The following is a 17,020-nucleotide window of genomic DNA, read 5'->3' as shown; positions in this document are numbered from 1 at the left end:
TGAAGGNGTTTTCGAACTGGCCGTACATCGCCTTCTGCATGTTGTCGAAGTTCTGATCTTTGGCGCGTTTTTCAAACTCGCCGCCGAGGATCTCTTCCCAGTTCGGACCGCTGGTGATCTTGTCCATCCGCTGGCCGGTGATCAGCGAGCGCGGACGGGCGATCGGCTGATGTTTGCTCTCCGGCGCGTTATGCAGATTCTGGTAGTCATAATCAAACGGCTCGTAGTAATCATCGATGCCCGGCAGATGCGGGTTGGCGAAGATTTTACCCAACAGCATCGCGCGATTGCCCATGCGCGGCTGCAGTTTACCGTTGATTTTGCGGATCCAGCCGCCCTTCCATTTTTCCTGGTTTTCCCAGTCGTTCGGGAAACCGACGCCCGGCTTACTTTCCACGTTGTTGAACCAGGCGTATTCCATCCCTTCCCGGCTGGTCCAGACGTTTTTACAGGTCACCGAGCAGGTGTGGCAGCCGATGCACTTATCGAGATTCAGCACCATGCCGACTTGTGAACGAATTTTCATTTTACGCTCTCCTGTACCTGGTCGTTGCCTTCGCCGTCTAACCAGTTAATGTTCTTCATCTTACGTACCACCACAAACTCATCGCGGTTGGAACCGACGGTGCCGTAGTAGTTAAAGCCATAGGCCAGGTGGCCGTAGCCGCCGATCATGTGGGTCGGTTTCGGCGTAATACGGGTGACGGAGTTATGGATCCCCCCGCGCTGACCGGTGATTTCAGAGCCCGGCAGGTTCACGATACGTTCCTGCGCGTGATACATCATGGTCATCCCGGCTGGAACGCGCTGACTCACCACCGCACGCGCCGTCAGGGCGCCGTTGGCGTTGAAGACTTCGATCCAGTCGTTATCTTCGATACCCAGATCTTTCGCATCCGCTTCGCTCATCCAGACAATCGGCCCACCGCGCGACAGGGTCAGCATCAGCAGGTTATCGCTGTAGGTCGAGTGGATACCCCATTTCTGGTGCGGGGTCAGGAAGTTCAGCGCCTTCTCCGGGTTGCCGTTGGACTTCTCGCCCATCACCGCTTTCACCGAACGGGTGTCGATCGGCGGCCGATAGACCAGCAGGCTTTCGCCGAAGTCGCGCATCCACTGGTGATCCTGATACAGCGACTGACGTCCGGACAGCGTGCGCCACGGGATCAGCTCGTGAACGTTGGTGTAACCGGCGTTATAGGAGACATGCTCATCTTCCAGGCCAGACCAGGTCGGGCTGGAGATAATCTTCCGCGGCTGCGCCTGAATATCGCGGAAGCGGATCTTCTCGTCTTCTTTGTTCAGCGCGAGGTGCGTATGCTCGCGACCGGTGATCTCGCTCAGCGCTTGCCACGCTTTCACCGCCACCTGACCGTTGGTTTCCGGGGCCAGGGTGAGGATCATTTCCGCGGCGTCGATGGCCGTTTCCAGCTTCGGCTGGCCTTTCGCCGGGCCTTCCGCCTTGGTGTAGTTGAGCTTACGCAGCAGATCCATCTCGCTCTGGGTGTTCCAGGCGATGCCTTTCCCGCCGTTGCCGATGGTTTCCAGCAGCGGGCCGATCGAGGTGAAACGCTCGTAGGTCGCCGGGTAATCACGCTCAACCGGAATAATATGCGGCGCGGTTTTCCCGGGGATGAGATCGCATTCGCCTTTTTTCCAGTCTTTGACATCCAGCGGCTGCGCCATTTCCGCGGCGGAGTCGTGCTGGATCGGCAGGGTCACCACGTCGGTTTCTTTACCGAGGTGGCCCACGCACACTTCAGAGAATTTCTTCGCGATACCTTTATAGATCTCCCAGTCGCTCTTCGATTCCCAGGCTGGATCAACGGCGGCCGACAGCGGGTGAATAAACGGATGCATATCCGAGGTATTCATGTCGTCTTTTTCGTACCAGGTGGCGGTCGGCAGCACGATGTCGGAGTAGAGACAGGTGCTCGACAGACGGAAATCGAGGGTCACCACCAGATCCAGTTTGCCGTCGAGGCCGTTATCCCGCCATTCGACTTCTTCCGGCTTCACGCCGCCCTGCTTGCCCAGGTCTTTGCCCTGAATGCCGTTCTCGGTACCCAGCAGGTACTTGAGCATGTATTCATGGCCTTTACCGGAGGAGCCCAGCAGGTTGGAACGCCAGATAAACAGGTTACGCGGGTGGTTTTTGCCATTTTCCGGCTGCTCGGCCGCAAAGCGAATCGAGCCCTCTTTCAGCGACTTCACGGTGTAATCCACCGGGGTCATGCCGGCTTTTTTCGCTTCGTCAGCGATACGCAGCGGGTTGACGCCAAGCTGCGGCGCCGACGGCAGCCAGCCCATCCGCTCTGCGCGCACGTTAAAGTCGATCAGGTGGCCGCTGTAACGGGATTTATCCGCCATCGGCGACAGCAGTTCCTGCGCGGTCACCGTTTCATAGCGCCACTGGCTGGAGTGGTTATAGAAGTACGAGGTACTATTCATGTGACGTGCCGGACGCTGCCAGTCAAGGGCGAACGCCAGCGGCTGCCAGCCGGTCTGCGGACGCAGTTTTTCCTGGCCCACATAGTGCGCCCAACCGCCGCCGCTCTGACCGACGCAGCCGCAGAAGATCAGCATATTGATCAGGCCGCGGTAGTTCATGTCGAGGTGGAACCAGTGGTTGAGGCCCGCCCCGACGATAATCATCGAACGACCGTGAGTTTTATCGGCGTTATCGGCAAATTCACGGGCGGTACGGATGATATGCGCGCGGGAGACGCCGGTGATCTTCTCCGCCCACGCCGGGGTGTAGGCTTTCACTTCATCGTAGCCGGCGGCGCAGTTGTCATCGTTCAGACCGCGCTCCAGGCCGTAGTTAGCCATGGTCAGGTCATACACGGTGGTGACCAGGGCGGTAGAGCCGTCGGCCAGCTGCAGGCGTTTGGCCGGCAGTTTGTGCAGCAGAATGTTTTCCAGATCGACTTTGTTGAAGTGCTCAGAACCTTCGCCGCCGAAGTACGGGAAGCCGACGTTCGCCACTTCATCATGGCTGCCCAGCAGGCTCAGACGTAGCTCAATCTCTTCGCCAGTTTTACCGTCGCGCTGTTCGAGGTTCCATTTGCCTTTGTCGCCCCAGCGGAATCCGAGGGAACCGTTCGGTACGGTCATGTCGCCCTTCTCGTCAAAGGCGACGGTTTTCCATTCCGGATTGTTCTCCTGACCAAGGGAATCCACGAGGTCGGATGCGCGCAGCGTACGGCCGGCGGCATAATAACCGTCGCGCTCCTCGAGCATCACCAGCATCGGCATGTCGGTATAGCGGCGCACATAGTCGGTGAAATACTGGCTCGGCTTATCGAGGTGGAATTCACGCAGCATCACATGGCCCATCGCCAGCGCCATCGCGGCATCGGTACCCTGCTTCGGCGCCAGCCACAGATCGCAGAGTTTGGCGATTTCGGCGTAGTCCGGAGTGATGGCTACGGTTTTGGTCCCTTTATAGCGGACTTCGGTAAAGAAGTGCGCATCCGGGGTGCGGGTCTGCGGCACGTTGGAGCCCCAGGCGATGATATAGCTGGAGTTATACCAGTCGGCGGATTCCGGCACATCGGTCTGCTCGCCCCAGGTCATCGGCGAAGCCGGCGGCAGGTCGCAGTACCAGTCGTAGAAGCTCAGGCAGGTGCCGCCGATCAGCGACAGATAACGGGCGCCGGACGCGTAGGAGACCATCGACATCGCCGGGATCGGCGAGAAGCCAGCCACGCGGTCCGGACCGTAGGTTTTGACGGTATAGACGTTGGAGGCGGCAATCAGCTCATTCACTTCCTGCCAGGAGGAACGTACAAAACCGCCGCGACCGCGGGCCTGTTTGAAGCTTTTAGCTTTGTCGGCGTCTTCGATAATCGACGCCCATGCCTCAACCGGATCGCTATGCTGAACTTTCGCTTCCCGCCACATCTTCATCAGGCGTTTACGCATCAGCGGGTATTTCAGGCGGTTAGCGCTGTACAGGTACCAGGAGTAGCTGGCGCCGCGCGGACAACCGCGTGGTTCGTGGTTCGGCAGGTCCGGGCGGGTGCGCGGGTAGTCAGTCTGCTGCGTTTCCCAGGTCACCAGACCGTTTTTGACATAAATCTTCCAGCTGCATGAGCCGGTGCAGTTGACACCGTGAGTGGAACGCACAATTTTGTCATGCTGCCAACGTTGACGGTATCCATCCTCCCAGTCCCGGTTGGTGTTTAGAAGCTGGCCGTGCCCATCGGCAAAGGTTTCACCCTTCTGTTTGAAGTAGCGAAACCGGTCCAGGAATTTACTCATCGGGTTTCTCCTGATATGGAGCCTGACGGCTCTCTGATAAATCGACATTGCTGGATTTGCAGCGAAGGTAACGCTATGAAAGAGGGCGAGAATTGATAGCGATCAATCCGAACTGGCTTGTTACTGCGCAGCAAAACCTCGATTACCACCAAGGTGGTATAAGATGTTGTTTTTTAACTTGTTGTTTTTTAATGATTTTCACCTCAAAAAGCGGCGCCTCACCGGGATTTGTTAACAACGGAGGTATTAAGGGGTAGAGCCATTTCACTGGCAAGCCCACCTGTTCTGGCTCAGCGGTCGATGCGGAAAATATCCTCCGTTAGTATGTTGTAACTAATAAAGCGGTTAAAAAAGGCGCCTCCGTGGGGAGCGCGCCTTTTTATACGCCAACGTTACCGCGGCCGATTACTGACGCTTACGACCGTATACCGCCCAGGTGATCACCACGCAGGCAATATAGAACACGAGGAACACTTTCATCGCCCCGGCCGGCGAGCCGGTCAGATCCAGCGAGATACCGAACGCTTTCGGAATAAAGAAGCCGCCGATAGCGCCAATGGCGGAGATAAAGCCCAGCGCCGCCGCGGTATCGGTCGCCGCCTCGCGCATCGCCTGCGCTTCGCTGCCGCCCTGGGCCTTCACGCGGTCCATAGTCAGCTTACGGAAGATCACGGAGATCATCTGGAAGGTGGAGGCGCTCCCCAGCCCGGCGGTCAGGAACAGCACCATAAACACCGCGAAGAAGGCGATAAAGTTACCGCCCTGGCCGTTGGTCGGCAGGGTCAGGAACAGCAGCGCGCAGAAGACAGCCATCACCACAAAGTTGACCAGCGTTACGCGGGTCCCACCGAGGCGGTCGGAGATCGCCCCGCCCATCGAACGCGCCAGCGCGCCAATGAACGGGCCGAAGAAGGCGTAATGCAGGATCTGCACATCCGGGAACTGAGTTTTTGACAGCATCGCGAACCCGGCGGAAAAGCCGATAAAGGAGCCGAAGGTCGCGAGATAGAGCAGCGCCATAATCCACAGATGCAGGCGCTTAAGTACCGGCAACTGCTCGCTCAGCGACGCTTTCGAAGCCGACAGGTCGTTCATAAAGAACCACGCCGCCAGAGTGAAAATAATCAGGAAAGGTACCCAGATCCACGCGGCGTTTTCCAGATACAGCATCGAGCCGTCCGGTTGCTCGCTACCGTTACCGCCAAAAACGGCAAAGATAGAGATCGAGACCACCAGCGGCGCGACCAGCTGCATCACGCTGACGCCCATATTGCCAAGTCCGCCGTTAACGCCGAGCGCCCCGCCCTGCTTCGCTTTCGGGAAGAAGAAGCTGATGTTGGCCATACTGGAGGCAAAGTTGGCTCCGGCGAAGCCGCACAGCAGAGAGATAATCACGAAGATGCTAAACGGCGTAGAGGTATCCTGGACCGCGAAGCCCAGCCAGACGCATGGCACAATCATGATCCCGGTGCTGAACGCCGTCCAGCGACGGCCGCCGAACAGCGGCACCATAAAGGCGTAAGGCACGCGTAATAAGGCGCCTGACAGCGCCGGCAGCGCGGTCAGCATAAACAGCTGATCGGTTGTAAACTGAAAGCCTACTTTGTTGAGGTTAACGGCAACCGCGCTGAACAACATCCAAACGCAGAACGCCAGTAACAGACAGGGAACGGAGATCCATAAATTGCGGCTTGCCACACGATGGCCGCGCTGTTGCCAGAATTCAGGATCTTCAGGCCGCCAGTCGGTTATGACCGAGCGGTTAGCCTTCTCCGGGAGGGAAGATTGACTCATAGATACCTCTGATTATTCATATTTCCTGCCGCTACCTTAGGGGTTACCCGGGGCGGTAAGTTGATATAAATCAAAGGAAAAGCGCGAGCTAATTTGTGCAAAAATAAACCATGCCTCCAAGTGAGTAGAGAATGGTGGGGAAAAAAGTGTGGTTTTTCACGCTGCTGCCGGGTTGCGTATAACTCCCCCCCCTAACATCGCCTACCACCGACAATTAAGGAGTAACTCTTTAGGGGTATGGGTATACTCCAGGGGATAGTCGAGAATAAGCGCCACTCCCGGAGACATGACCGGTCAGGAGCCACGCATTCCATGTTAAAACGTCTTTTTACCCCGCTGACGCTGGTCAATCAACTGGCGTTAATCGTGCTGCTCGCCACGATTATTGGCGTCGCCGGCATGGCGATCTCCGCGCGCCTGGTGAACGGCGTGCAGGGCAGCGCGCACGCCATTAACAAGGCCGGTTCATTGCGTATGCAAAGCTACCGGCTGCTGGCGGCGATCCCGCTGAATGAAAACGATCAAAAACTGGTGGCGGACATGACCGCCACCGTCTTCAGCCCGGAGCTGCAAAATTCCGCCCGCCGCGACGGCCAGGAAATCCAGCTTAAAGCCCTGCAGCAGTACTGGCAGCTGGCGCTGGCCCCCGGGATGCAGCGCGCAGTCAATCAGGCGGAAGTGGCCCAGGATGTCGCCGACTTTGTCGATCGTATCGACCAGTTGGTCACCGCATTCGACCACACCACCGAGCAGCGTATCGAACGGGTGGTCTGGATCCATCGCATCCTCGCCATTGGTATGGCGCTGCTGCTGATCTTCACTATCATCTGGTTACGCGCCCGCCTGCTGCGGCCGTGGAAACAGCTGCTGAGCATGGCGCGCGCGGTGAGCCAGCGTGATTTCACCCAGCGGGCGCACATCAGCGGACGCAATGAAATGGCGACCCTGGGCATGGCGCTGAATAACATGTCGGAAGAGCTGGCGGAAAGCTACGCCGTGCTCGAGCGGCGGGTGCAGGAGAAGACTGCCGGACTGGAGCAGAAGAACGAGATCCTCGCTTTCTTATGGCAGGCCAACCGCCGGCTGCACTCCAGCCGCCCCGCTCTGCGAACGTATTTCGCCGGTACTGAATGGCCTGCAGGGTCTGACGCTGCTGCGCGATATCGAGGTAAGGGTTTACGACCTGGAAGACGAAGATAATCACCAGGAGTTTACCTGCCACTCGGATGATGACTGTGATGATAAAGGCTGCTACCTCTGTCCACGCAATCTGCCGCCGCTGCCGGATGGCGGAACAACGCTGAAGTGGCGGCTGTCAGATGCGCATAGTCAGTACGGCATCCTGCTGGCGACGCTGCCGGTTGGCCGCCATCTCAGCCACGATCAGCAGCAGCTGGTGGATACCCTGGTGGAACAGCTGACCAGCACCCTGGCGCTGGACCGCCATCAGGAGAAGCAGCAGCAGCTGATCGTCATGGAAGAACGGGCCACTATCGCCCGCGAGCTGCACGACTCCATCGCCCAGTCGCTATCCTGTATGAAGATGCAGGTTAGCTGTCTGCAGATGCAAGGCGACGCCTTGCCGACGGAGAGCCGCCAGCTGCTGGGGCAGATCCGTAACGAACTGAATACCTCGTGGGCCCAGCTGCGGGAGCTGTTAACCACCTTCCGCCTGCAGTTGACCGAGCCGGGGCTGCGCCCGGCGCTGGAGTCCAGCTGTCAGGAGTACAGCGCCCACTTCGGCTTTACGGTGCAGCTTGATTACCAGCTCCCGCCGCGCTTTGTGCCCTCGCATCAGGCGATCCACCTGCTGCAGATCGCTCGCGAAGCGTTGAGCAACGCTCTGAAGCATGCCAGCGCGACCGAAGTGACCGTGACGGTGTCACAACGCGATAATCAGGTTCGTCTGGTGGTAGCGGATAACGGCCGCGGCGTACCGGACCACGCCGAACGGAGTAACCATTACGGTTTAATTATTATGCGGGATCGCGCCCAGAGCTTGCGCGGTGACTGTCAGGTACGACGCCGGGAAACCGGTGGAACCGAAGTGATCGTCACGTTTATCCCGGAAAAAACGTTTTCCATCCAATAAGGAGACCCTCATGAGTCAACAGGAACGGGCAACTATCCTTCTCATTGACGACCATCCGATGCTGCGCACCGGCGTGAAACAGTTGATCAGCATGGCGCCGGACATCCAGGTGATTGGCGAGGCCAGCAATGGCGCGCAAGGTATCGAGCTGGCCGAGTCGCTGGATCCTGACCTGATCCTGCTGGACCTTAATATGCCGGGCATGAACGGTCTGGAGACGCTGGATAAGCTGCGTGAGAAATCCCTTTCTGGCCGGGTAGTGGTCTTCAGCGTCTCCAACCATGAAGAGGACGTTGTCACCGCCCTGAAGCGCGGCGCCGATGGCTATTTGTTGAAGGACATGGAACCGGAAGATCTGCTGAAAGCGCTGCAGCAGGCGGCCGCTGGAGAGATGGTTTTAAGCGAAGCGTTAACGCCGGTGCTGGCCGCCAGCCTGCGCGCCAACCGCGCCACCTCCGATCGGGACATCAGCCAGCTGACCCCGCGCGAGCGCGACATTCTCAAGCTGATAGCTCAGGGACTGCCGAACAAAATGATCGCCCGTCGCCTGGATATCACCGAAAGCACCGTCAAAGTACACGTGAAGCACATGCTGAAGAAAATGAAGCTCAAATCCCGCGTGGAAGCGGCGGTATGGGTCCACCAGGAGCGAATCTTCTAAGGCGAGTCCGTCCAGGAGACGCCTGGCGTGGTAAACTTGACGAGCGGCTCGGTCAACGCCAGGGCGATCTCATTGGAGGAGACGCGCTGCCCCTGTTTATCCTCCACCACCACCGACAGGCGCCAGCGGTTCGCGGCGCCCGGTTCACTGTTCCACACCGGCATAATGATGCTCCAGCCATCGGGGCTGCTGGCATCTACCGGCGGCGTCAGGCTGAGGGCCTGGGTGTCTCCCTGCCAGTGCAGCGCCTTGATGCCATGCAGACTATGGATCTGCAGCTTCAACTGCACCGTCTCCCCGGACTGCAGATCCCAGGGCGGCGTGGCCAGATAGACCGTCAGATTTTTGCGCTGACGATACTCCACCACCGGCAGATTATCCCGCTCCGGACTATCGAAGCGGCTCCCGCGCAGCGAGTTGCTGATCGCCACCTCGTCTGCCGCAAGCTGCTGCTTAAGGGGTACGCCAAAGCGGTAGTTTAGCTTCAGGCCCACATTGTTCTGGCTGACGCCATTTTCCCCCTGCTTATGCTTAGCGGTCACCGTGACCAGCGGGACCGGGGTGTAATTGAGCCCAACGGAGACGGCCACCGGATTATGGTAGCCGGTGCCGGAGTGAAACAGATCGACGCTATCGCCGAAATACTGTTCGACGCTGACGCTGGTGTTGATGTGCTGGTAGAACGGCAGCCGCGCCTGGGCGGTGACGTCATACCCTGCGGCCATCCGCTGCTCCTGAGTCTGATTATCGCGTAGCTGCCAGTCGCCAAGCGGATGGTAATAGTTTGCCGACAGGCGGAGATATTCTCCCCACGCTTCGGCGCCAACGCTGCCGCGCGCCAGGCTTTCGCTCAGCACTTTATCGTAAAACGAGTTATAGCCCAGCAGCCAACCGCCGACCCGCCAACGCTGGCCAAGCCCGATGTTGCCCACCAGATCGTGCTCGCGCCGGGTCACCGAGTACTGGTTCCACGTCAGATAACGGTCGTTATCCTGCAACGGCACGAACCAGCTCCCTTTACTGCCGGTGAATTTCCCCTCTTTATCGACCAGCAGGTCGACATTGGCGTTGCCCCACGGCGAGAGCCAACTCTCCAGCTGATGACTCACTTCATTGCCGATTTTACTGATGGCAAACAGCTGCGCCTGTTCACCCGCCGTCAGACCATTGTCGCTCATGCTGGCCTCGCCAAACTTCTTCGCCACTTCGGCAAAGTGCCGGGCGTCGTCATCAACCTGGGGAGCAATCCCCATATCGGGCAGCGGATCTTGCGCTTGCGCAGGGCGGGTGGTGTCGCTGGCGGTCAGCGCCCAGACGGGAACGCCCGGCAACAGCAGGAGAAAGGTCAACGTTGGCAACAAACGGAACGACACAGGCATTAACAGAGTTTGCGCAAGCTCACAAAAATGGATAGAAGTGTTAGTTTATCGTTTTTTCCCTGCTCCCGCAGCCCTGTGGGCAATTCCAGGAATAAGCTGAAACCGGTTGGGTAAGGTGCCGCCCAACCGGAGGCGTCGCCGCGCGCCACCGTTACGCCCGGGTTCGCTGCGCCGCCAGCAGCGCGTTGAGCTCCGGCACGCAAGAGCCGCAGTTGGTCCCGCATTTCAGCTTCCCACCCAGCGCCCCGACGCTGGCGCAGCCGCTGGCGATGGCCTCGTTAATTGACCATTCCCCCACCCCAAAGCAGCTGCAGACGATCCGCCCCCGCGGCGCGACGGCGGCGCCCGGTCGGCCGCTAAGCAAGGCATGTCGTTGGACAGCATCGGACGGCGGCGCGGCAAAGGCAGCGCTTATCCATGCGCAATCCACCGCCGGCTCGCGCGCATCGCTCCACCAGCCGAGCATCAGCCTTCCCTGATGCCAGGCCAGCAGGTTCCACACCGCGCCGCCGTCAGCCACCTGTAACTGCCAGCCGCGCCGGGCGCACCACGCGCTGAGCCACTGTCGGGCAGATGCCTCCCCGGCCAGCGAGTAGTGCAGCACGCCTGGCGTCGCCCGCCGCCGCCAGTGCCAGGCCGCAGGAAATGGTAGCGGTTCGCGGCAAAAAAGCTCGCTGTGCCAGGCCGGTTGCCAGGCGGCGATCGCCACCGCCGCCTGTTTACTTTCCGGCTGGCCGGAATACGGGTCCGTGACGGCGGCCAGCAGGTTATTCACCCGCCCCTGACGGGCAAACTGGTTGTTCCAGTGCATCGGAACAAACAGCGAGCCGGGGCGCTGCCCTTCGCTGATCGCCACTTTCGCCACCATCACCCCATGCCGCGACCAGATCCGCGCCAGCCCGTCAGCGGGAAGCTGATAGCGAACGGCATCCTGCGGCGCCACCTCCACCATTGGCTCCGCGATATGCTGCATCAGCCGCGGCACTGCGCCGGTACGGGTCATGGTGTGCCACTGATCGCGGATCCGCCCGCTGTTGAGGATCAGCGGATAAAAGGCATCGGTTGTCGCCCGGGTCGGTTGAGGCGTCACCGGCACCATCCGCAGCCTGCCATCGCCATGCCAGCCGCGCGTGATATCCCAGGCGGCCTCGCTGCGGCTGACCGGCCAGCGCACCGGCGGCATGGCGTCCCACGCCTCACGGCTGAGATCAGCCAGCGCGCCGATATCAAACGCCCGCTGGCCGTCGTTTTCGAAACCGGACAGCGCCGCATGCTCGCGGAAGACGTCATGCGGATGCTGCCAGGCAAACGCCTCGCGATACCCCAGCGCCTGGCCCACTCTGGCGATGATCCACCAGTCCGCTTTCGCCTCCCCCGGCGGCGGCAGAAAGCTGCGCTGACGGGAGATCCGCCGCTCCGAGTTGGTGACCGTGCCATTCTTCTCGCCCCAGGCCAGCGCCGGAAAGCGGATGTGGGCGAAACGTCCGGTATCGGTCTGGGCGGCGACATCCGAGACGATCACCAGCGGACAGGCGGCCAGCGCCTGGCTCACCGCGTGGCTGTCAGGGAGCGACACCACCGGGTTGGTACCCATGATCCAGACCGCTTTGACCTCGCCGCGGCCAATGGCGGCAAACAGCTCCACGGCGGTCAGCCCGGGGGTCTGCGCCAGCCGTTCCGTCCCCCAGAAGCGGGCCAGCCGCTGCAGATCGTCTGGCACAAAATCCATGTGCGCCGCCAGCATCGTCGCCAGCCCGCCGACTTCGCGGCCGCCCATGGCGTTGGGTTGACCGGTCAGCGAAAAGGGGCCGCAGCCGCGGCGGCCATACTTCCCGCTGGCCAGATGGACGTTGATGATGGCGTTACATTTGTCGCTGCCGCTGGCGGATTGATTGATTCCCATGGTGTAGAGGGTGATCGCCCGCGGGGCGGCGATGAACTCGCGATAGAATCCCGCCACCTCATCGGCAGGCAGACCGCAAAAGGCCGCCACCCTCGCCACGTCCCAGCCGCGGGCGGCGGCCAGCGCCTGCGGGCCGTCGCGAAAGCCATCGACGCAGGCTCCTGCCTCAGCCAGGGCGTTAAGCAGCCCCGCAAACAACCCGCCGTCGCTTCCCGGGGCCAGCGCCAGATGGCGGTCGGCGATCTCGCAGGTAGCGGTGCGTCGGGGGTCGATCGCCACGATCCGCAATCGGGGATTATCCCGCTTCGCCTGCGCCAGCCGCTGGAACAGCACCGGATGCGCCCAGGCGGCGTTCGAGCCGACCAGCACCACCAGATCGCTGTTTTCCACATCATCGTAGCTGCAGGGCACCACGTCGGCGCCAAAGGCCCGCTTGTAGCCAGTGACCGCTGACGACATGCACAGCCGTGAATTGGTATCGATGTTCGCCGCGCCGATAAACCCTTTCATCAGCTTATTGGCGGCATAGTAATCCTCGGTTAACAGCTGGCCGGAGGCGTAAAAGGCCACCGCTTGCGGTCCGTGCTGGTCGATGATCTGTCTCAGGCGCGCAGCGGTTTCCGCCAGCGCCTGAGGCCAGGCTACCTGCTGGCCGTCGACCTCCGGCGTCAGCAGCCGCCCCGCCAGGCCCGTGGTCTCCCCTAAGGCGGCCCCTTTGACGCACAGACGGCCGAGGTTCGCCGGGTGCTGATCGTCGCCGCGCACGCTCACCTGCCCCGCGTCGTCCACGCTCGCCAGCACCCCGCAGCCTACGCCGCAGTAGGGGCAGGTCGTTCGGATGGTCTTCATCAGGAGGCCTCCGCGCGGGCCAGCAGCTGCTGGTTGCCCACCCACACTTTGCCGTTTTCTACTTTCACCGGCCAGGCGCGTACCGCCTGTTCGTCGCCGTCGCACGGCCAGCCGTCGCGCAGGCGTATCCGCTGTTTGTACAGCGGGGAGATCACCACCGGCTCGCCGCCGACGTCCCCTAACAGCCCACGCGACAGCACGTTGGCCGCGCTGCCCGGCTCGCGGTTGTCGAGGGCGTAGACCCGCTCGCCGAAGCGGAACAGGGCAATCTGCCGCTCCCCTAAGCGGGCGCCGATCCCCGCCTGCGCCGGAATGGCGTCAAGATCGCATACCGCCTGCCACGGTCGGGATGGGAGTTCGCCTTCGGGCAACGTCTCAGTCAGCAGCGGCTGCGGCTGACCGCGCAGATCGCGGCGCTGCACAGCCTCGTCGGGCTGGTCGCTATTAACGAAGGAGCGGAACAGCGCCAGACGCTGCGGATCGTTGAGGGTGGTCTGCCACTCGCACTGGTAGCTGTCGACGATCCGGGCCATCTCCTGCTCCAGCTCCTCGCCAATGCCAAGACTATCCTCCAGCACCACCTGCCGCAGATAGGCGACGCCGCCCTCCAGGTTATCCATCCAGGTGCTGGTTCGCTGCAGGCGATCGGCAGTACGGATATAGAACATCAGCAGACGATCGATGCTGCGGATCAGCGTCGCTTCGTCGAGATCGCTGGCAAACAGGTCGGCGTGACGCGGTTTCATCCCGCCGTTGCCGCAGACGTACAGATTCCAGCCTTTGTCGGTGGCAATCACCCCGATATCTTTCCCCTGGGCTTCAGCGCATTCGCGGGTGCAGCCGGAGACCGCCATCTTGATTTTGTGCGGGGCGCGTAGCCCTTTGTAGCGATGCTCGAGCCGTACCGCGAGCCTGGTGGAGTCCTGCACGCCGTAGCGACACCAGGTTGAGCCGACGCAGGATTTCACCGTGCGCAGCGACTTGCCGTAGGCGTGGCCGGTTTCAAACCCGGCGTCGGCCAGCTCGCGCCAGATAGCCGGCAGCTGTTCCAGCCGCGCGCCAAACAGGTCGATGCGCTGGCCGCCGGTCACTTTGCTGTAGAGCTGGTAACGTTTGGCGATCTGCCCGATGGCGATCAGTCCGTCCGGCGTCACTTCCCCTGCCGCCATCCGCGGCACCACCGAATAGCTCCCGTCCTTCTGGATATTGGCGAAATAGCGGTCGTTGGTATCCTGCAGCGGCAGGTGCGCCGGCTTCAGCAGGTACTCGTTCCAGCAGGAGGCCAGCACCGAGGCCACCAGCGGTTTGCAGACATCGCAGCCGTGCCCCTGGCCGTAGCGACTAATCAACTGCTCGAAGGTATGGATATGGTTAACCCGCACCAGGTGGTAGATCTCCTGGCGCGACCACGGGAAATGTTCGCAGACGTCTTTTTTCACTTCGACGCCCTGCTCCGCCAGCTGATACTCCATCACCTGTTTCACCAGCGCGCTGCAGCCGCCGCAGCCGGTAGCCGCTCTGGTGCAGCTTTTTATCGCCGACATATCCCCCGCCCCATTGTTCACCGCCTGGCAGATATCGCCTTTGCTGACGTTATGGCAGGAGCAGATCGGCGCGCTGTCCGGCAGCGCCGCGACGCCGAGCGCCTTCGGCGCGGCTCCCTCCAGCGCGGGCAGGATCAGACTCTCCGGACGCGGCGGCAGCGCCATGCCGTTCAGCATCATCTGCAGCAGCGTGGCATAGTCGCTGGCATCCCCCACCAGCACGCCGCCAAGCAGGGCTTTGCCGTCCTGACTGACGACGATTTTTTTGTAAATCTGCTGCGGACCGTCGGTCCATTGATAGCTCTGACAGCCCGGCGTGCGCCCCTGCGCATCGCCAAACGAGGCCACGTCGACCCCCAGCAGCTTCAGTTTGGTGCTCATGTCGGCGCCGCTAAAGCAGGCGTCCTCTCCTGCGAGAGTGGCCGCGGCGATGCGCGCCATCTGATAGCCCGGCGCCACCAGACCGTAAATTTTATTGTCCCACAGGGCGCATTCGCCTATCGCCAGCACGTTCGGGTCAGAGGTGCGGCACTGGTCGTCGATGTGAATTCCCCCGCGTTCGCCCACCTGCAGCGCGCAGCCGCGGGCCAGCGCGTCCTGCGGGCGGATCCCCGCCGAGAAGACCACCATGTCGGTCCGCAACGCGCCGCCGTCGGCAAAGTTCAGCCGCAGGCTGTCGGCCTCGCGCACGATGGCGGTGGTCGCTTTGCTGGTATGCACCCCCACGCCGAGGGCGACGATCTTCTCCCGGAGCATCGCCGCCCCGCCGTTATCCAGCTGGACGGCCATCAGGTTCGGGGCAAACTCCACCACCTGCGTCTCCAGCCCCAGCTGTTTCAGGGCGTTGGCCGCCTCCAGCCCGAGCAGCCCGCCGCCGATAACCACCCCGCTCTTCGCCGCGGCGGCATGGGCGGCGATACGGTCGAGATCGTCAAGAGTGCGGTAGACAAAGCACCCCGCGAGATCGTTACCGGGGATTGGCGGAACAAAGGGATACGAGCCGGTCGCCAGCACCAGTTTATCCCAGTGGATTTCATGCCCCTCGGCGTCCCGTACCAGCCGTGCGTCGCGGTCGATGGTCGCCACCGCCTCGCCGAGGCGGAGTTCAATACCATGTTCAATAAAGAAATCCCCGGCCGCCAGCGACAGCGACTCGGCGCTGCGTCCGGCAAAATACTCGGAGAGATGTACCCGGTCGTAGGCGGGATAACGCTCTTCGCCAAACACCACGATTCGATATTGCTGATGCAGATTGCGGCTCACGCATTGTTCGAGAAAATGGTGGCCGACCATGCCATGTCCCACCAGCACTAATACAGGTTTCGTCATCGTCATTATTCCTGCAGCCTGCGGCTGCGTTGAAGAGGGGTCAAAAAGCCAGTCCACGGTGGCAGGCTCATCGCTTTCCAGGCGCGCGGTAAGCGCGGCGGCGGCGGTGCAGTCGCCCATCAGCAGCACGCCGCGCAGGCGGCCATCGCGCAGCAGCAGGCGGCGATAGTGGCGGTCGATGGGGGTCCCAGCTGGTATAAATGTCATCCTGTTCGCCGGCCTGCTGCTCGCCAGCGCTAAAGAGTTCAATGCCGGTGACCTTCAGGCGGGTCCCGGCGTCCTGCCAGACAAAGCCCTCGCCGGGGACGCCGCACAGGCGATCCGCCAGCACCTCGGCCTGACGCAGGCAGGGAGCCACCAGTCCCCAGGTCTGGCCGTCAATTTCGCAACATTCGCCGATGGCGCTGATCCCCGGCAGCGAGGAGGCCATCTGACGGTCGACCACGATCCCCCGCTGGCACAGCACGCCGGACTGCGCCGCCAGACGGCTGTCGGGCTGCACGCCGGTAGCCAGCACCACTCTGGCGGCGCGGAATACGCGCCCGTCCGCCAGCCGCACGCCATCGGCGTCGATGGCGGCGATGCGGCACTCCAGCACGCAGCGAATGCCGCGCGCTTCAAGCTGCTGCCTGAGCTCGTCGGCGGCAAAAGCGTCGGTCAGCGGCGCCATTAATCCGCTGCCGCGATGCAGAAGAGTGACCTCTCCGCCGTGACGACGCAGCGCCGCCGCCGCTTCCACCCCCAGCACCCCACCGCCAATCACCACCGCCGGGCCGGGTATCGCCAGAATACGTTCCACGTCCGCCAGGGTGCGGAAGGGCATAACCTGCGGACGATCAATGCCCGGCAGCGGCGGGATAAAGGGCCGCGAACCGGTGGCGAACACCAGCTCATCCCACGGCAGCCAGGTTTCCGCGATGCGCAGCTGCCGTTGCTGAATATCGACTTCATCGACCGCCTCGCCAGACCGCAGGCACACCCCGTGCCGGGTGTACCACTCCGCCGGCAGCAACGGGATCTGCGCCGCCGTTTTTTCACCTGCCAGCAGCGGCGAGAGCTGAATGCGGTTATAGGCCGGGTGCGGCTCGTCGCCGACGACGGTAATGGCAAACCGCGCGGGGTCGCGCTCAACCAGCCGCTGCACCAGCCGGGTGGCCGCCATGCCGTTACCGATCACCACCAGTCGCCGCGTCATGACCGCCT

At 61.6% G+C, this 17,020-nt stretch carries 6 protein-coding genes and 3 pseudogenes; 2 read left to right on the top strand and 7 right to left on the bottom strand.

What is annotated here, in order from left to right:
- The 4 genes and pseudogenes from narH to HMPREF1024_RS22915 form a co-directional block, all read right to left on the bottom strand.
- A pseudogene (narH, locus tag HMPREF1024_RS22905) lies at positions 1–526 on the bottom strand (nitrate reductase subunit beta); the annotation flags it as partial.
- On the bottom strand, positions 523–4,266 hold the full coding sequence (locus tag HMPREF1024_RS22910; protein ID WP_004189443.1) for a nitrate reductase subunit alpha: 3,744 nt from the start codon (positions 4,264–4,266) through the stop codon (positions 523–525). The pseudogene narH and the gene HMPREF1024_RS22910, both read right to left, overlap by 4 nt.
- A gap of 142 nt (positions 4,267–4,408) precedes the next feature.
- Positions 4,409–4,546: a hypothetical protein gene (locus tag HMPREF1024_RS31050; RefSeq protein ID WP_032409208.1), complete on the bottom strand. Its 138-nt coding sequence runs from the start codon at positions 4,544–4,546 to the stop codon at positions 4,409–4,411.
- A gap of 125 nt (positions 4,547–4,671) precedes the next feature.
- Positions 4,672–6,060: a NarK family nitrate/nitrite MFS transporter gene (locus HMPREF1024_RS22915; RefSeq protein WP_004175568.1), complete on the bottom strand. Its 1,389-nt coding sequence runs from the start codon at positions 6,058–6,060 to the stop codon at positions 4,672–4,674.
- Positions 6,061–6,372: 312 nt separating this feature from the next.
- Between HMPREF1024_RS22915 and narX the strand changes: the two are divergent.
- Positions 6,373–8,152, top strand: a pseudogene (gene narX, locus HMPREF1024_RS0125540) (nitrate/nitrite two-component system sensor histidine kinase NarX).
- A gap of 10 nt (positions 8,153–8,162) precedes the next feature.
- On the top strand, positions 8,163–8,813 hold the full coding sequence (narL, locus tag HMPREF1024_RS22920; RefSeq protein WP_002910198.1) for a two-component system response regulator NarL: 651 nt from the start codon (positions 8,163–8,165) through the stop codon (positions 8,811–8,813).
- Here the strand turns inward: narL and HMPREF1024_RS22925 are convergent.
- The 3 genes and pseudogenes from HMPREF1024_RS22925 to nirB form a co-directional block, all read right to left on the bottom strand.
- Complete coding sequence (locus HMPREF1024_RS22925; protein WP_002910201.1) at positions 8,810–10,192, bottom strand: YchO/YchP family invasin; 1,383 nt, start codon at positions 10,190–10,192, stop codon at positions 8,810–8,812. The two genes, narL and HMPREF1024_RS22925, sit on opposite strands and share 4 nt — an antisense overlap.
- A gap of 151 nt (positions 10,193–10,343) precedes the next feature.
- Positions 10,344–12,944, bottom strand: coding sequence for a nitrate reductase (locus HMPREF1024_RS22930; RefSeq protein WP_009307599.1), 2,601 nt, complete (start codon positions 12,942–12,944; stop codon positions 10,344–10,346).
- Positions 12,944–17,012, bottom strand: a pseudogene (gene nirB / locus HMPREF1024_RS22935) (nitrite reductase large subunit NirB). Before nirB ends, HMPREF1024_RS22930 begins: the two are co-directional and overlap by 1 nt.
- Positions 17,013–17,020: the final 8 nt, after the last annotated feature.

Origin of the sequence: Klebsiella sp. 4_1_44FAA (assembly GCF_000238715.1) — a bacterium.
GTDB lineage: Bacteria > Pseudomonadota > Gammaproteobacteria > Enterobacterales > Enterobacteriaceae > Klebsiella > Klebsiella pneumoniae.
The sequence above is the reverse complement of the archived record's forward strand: the minus strand, read 5'-3'. Positions and strand labels throughout refer to the sequence as shown.

What these genes read in the sequence shown, in the direction of transcription:
- HMPREF1024_RS22925 (WP_002910201.1), bottom strand. Translation starts at nt 10,192, where the DNA reads ATGCCTGTGTCGTTCCGTTTGTTGCCAACGTTGACCTTTCTCCTGCTG.
- HMPREF1024_RS22910 (WP_004189443.1), bottom strand. Translation starts at nt 4,266, where the DNA reads ATGAGTAAATTCCTGGACCGGTTTCGCTACTTCAAACAGAAGGGTGAA.
- narL (WP_002910198.1), top strand. Translation starts at nt 8,163, where the DNA reads ATGAGTCAACAGGAACGGGCAACTATCCTTCTCATTGACGACCATCCG.
- HMPREF1024_RS22930 (WP_009307599.1), bottom strand. Translation starts at nt 12,944, where the DNA reads ATGAAGACCATCCGAACGACCTGCCCCTACTGCGGCGTAGGCTGCGGG.
- HMPREF1024_RS22915 (WP_004175568.1), bottom strand. Translation starts at nt 6,060, where the DNA reads ATGAGTCAATCTTCCCTCCCGGAGAAGGCTAACCGCTCGGTCATAACC.